Genomic DNA, 2,328 nt, shown 5'->3' on the forward strand with positions numbered 1-2,328 from the left:
CGAAGAGCAGAGCTGCGTCACGCTGATATCAGGCGTCGTCATGTCGGCGGCGGCCCTTGGCGCCATCCTGTCGGCTTCGCGTCTCGGCAAGCTCGCCGACCGCGTCGGCCACTGGAACGTCATCATCGGCGCGCTCGCCGTCTCGGCGCTGCTGCTGATCCCGCAGGCCTTCGTCACGCAGAGCTGGCAACTCATCGGCCTGCGCTTCCTAATGGGCCTGGCGCTGGGCGGTCTCCTGCCCTGCATCACCAGCGTCATCCGCCACAATGTTTCCGATGGCGTCGGCGGCAACGTGCTCGGGCTGTCGATCTCCGCCCAATATGTCGGGCAGGTCGCCGGCCCCTTGCTGGGCGGCTTTGCCGGTGGCCATTTCGGCATGCGCTCGGTGTTTCTGGGCACATCCGTCTTGATGGCCGGCGGCGCGGTGTATAACTGGCTGGCGCAGTCACGCCGCGCGCAGGACATGCTCGCCAACGCCGGCAAGCCCTGACGGGGTTGGGCTTATCCCTCTGATATCACGGAGCCACGGACATGAGCCCGGCCGAGCAACCTTCCGGCAATATCGGCCGTATCCTCGTCCTGGCCGGGGGCCTCTGTGGCGCCGCCGGCGTGGCGCTGTCGGCCGCGGCAGCGCATTGGGGCGGCGCCTTCGTCGGCACCGCCGCATCCTTCCTGCTGATGCATGCGCCGGTCTTCCTCGCCGCCGGATTGCTTGGCGCGAACCGGATCCTGCACATCGGCAGCCTGATCCTGCTGGTTGGGCTTCTGTTGTTCTGCGGCGATCTGCTGGCCCGCGATTTTATCGGTTCACGGTTATTCCCGCTGTCGGCGCCGATCGGCGGCACCTTGCTCATCGCCGGCTGGCTGGTGATCGCGGCCTCGGCGCTGGGGCGGCCACGTTCCTGACGCCTTTGGGCGGCCTGCCCGATAACAGACCTTCCGCCTGTCAAACGTCGTTTGCAGTGCCGTTAGTCCTGCCGGTGCTCGGGCTGGATGAGCAATTCGCGATTGCGCCGCCGCAGCTTTGCCAACCGACGCCGCTCCGGCCGTTCGGAAGCCGGCGCGATGCCCCAGTAGTTGCGATAGATGTCTTCGAACAGATAGCTCACGGGATGCATGACGTGCACTCCTTTCGGTGCTTGAATCGATCCAATCGATGGGTGCGAAAAACCGAACCCGATCAGCTCCGCTTGCGCTCCACAAGGAACCGCAGCTCGCGGACCCATGGACTGGCTTTGCCACGGCGCTTCTGCGTCGTGGTTTTCGACGAGATGCTCCAGTCGTTGCGATAAATGTCTTCGAACAAAAAATTGACGGGGTGCATGATACATCTCTCTTTCCAAGAGTTGAATCGATCCAATAAAAAGGACAGTTATGGATTGGATCGATTCAAATATACACTGCGCCGTTCCCTTGATCAAGTCAAAATTTGAACCGATCCAACGAAAGTGCTAGATGGGATGAATTGAGGAGACCAAGATGGCGCCATTGACCTCTGCAAAGACCAGGCCGATCCGGCTGGCAGACATTGCCAAAGCAGCCGGCGTCTCGCATGGCACCGCGTCCAACGTGTTCGCCCGTCCGGAGATCGTGCGCGAGGAGGTCCGCGAACGGGTCAAAGCGGCAGCCGAGGCGATGGGATATGGCGGACCGGACCCAAAAGGCCGGCTTCTGCGGGCCGGCAAGGTCAATGCCATCGGTGTCGCGACCGCGGAACCGTTGTCCTACTTCTTCGACGACCCTTTCGCCAGGGTGATGATGGCCAGCATCTCGCAAGCTTGCGACGCGACTGGTGCGGGGATTTCGCTGGTCTCCGCCGCCAACAGTGAGCAGCTCGCCTGGAACATCCAGAGCGCGCTTGTCGATGGCTTCATCGTCTTCTGTGTCGACGGCGGTTCAAAGCTGGTCGAACTGGCGCGCGACCGCAAACTCCCCTTCGTGGCGCTCGATCTCGATTCAGACGACGACGAGGCGGTCGCCGCCATCGGTGTCGACAACATCGCCGGGGCAGGCCTGGCGGCCCGACATCTGATCGAGCTTGGGCATCGTCGCTTTGCCGTGCTTGCCCTGCCCGTCGCGGACTCCGGCTTCGGCCCCACCACAAGGGAGCAGATGGAGAAGGCCCTCTATTCCGGGACGCGCGACCGCCTGCGTGGCTATTTCGCGGAACTCTCCCGCGTCGACATCGACGTCGAGCGTGTGCCGATCTACGAAACCGTCAATGACGAGGAGAGCGTGTGGGCCGGCCTCGATCACATTTTCGCCGGCGCCGAGACACCGACCGCTATCCTGGCCATGTCAGACAGGATGGCCTTGCATGCATTGGAC

Annotated in this window: 4 protein-coding genes; 3 read left to right on the plus strand and 1 reads right to left on the minus strand. The window is 63.1% G+C overall.

Annotated features, from left to right (window positions below; all coding sequences use genetic code 11):
- On the plus strand, window positions 1–490 hold a 490-nt coding region (locus EN935_RS31595; RefSeq protein WP_127373992.1), incomplete at its 5' end, for an MFS transporter.
- 41 nt (window positions 491–531) lie between these two features.
- Complete coding sequence (locus tag EN935_RS31600; RefSeq protein ID WP_127373993.1) at window positions 532–906, plus strand: DUF423 domain-containing protein; 375 nt, start codon at window positions 532–534, stop codon at window positions 904–906.
- A gap of 62 nt (window positions 907–968) precedes the next feature.
- On the opposite strand, the gene EN935_RS41560 is transcribed toward EN935_RS31600, so the two are convergent.
- Entirely contained in the window at window positions 969–1,331 is a 363-nt protein-coding gene (locus EN935_RS41560) for a hypothetical protein (RefSeq protein ID WP_206534612.1), read from the minus strand.
- A 148-nt stretch (window positions 1,332–1,479) separates the two neighbouring features.
- Here EN935_RS41560 and EN935_RS31615 point away from each other — a divergent pair.
- A partial coding sequence (locus EN935_RS31615) for a LacI family DNA-binding transcriptional regulator (RefSeq protein ID WP_164771512.1) occupies window positions 1,480–2,328 on the plus strand: 849 nt, incomplete at its 3' end.

Source organism: Mesorhizobium sp. M7D.F.Ca.US.004.03.1.1, from assembly GCF_003998635.1.
Lineage (GTDB): Bacteria > Pseudomonadota > Alphaproteobacteria > Rhizobiales > Rhizobiaceae > Mesorhizobium > Mesorhizobium loti.

Coding starts and splice junctions, on each gene's coding strand:
- EN935_RS31600 (WP_127373993.1), top strand. CDS start 532: ATGAGCCCGGCCGAGCAACCTTCCGGCAATATCGGCCGTATCCTCGTC.
- EN935_RS41560 (WP_206534612.1), bottom strand. CDS start 1,331: ATGTATCATGCACCCCGTCAATTTTTTGTTCGAAGACATTTATCGCAA.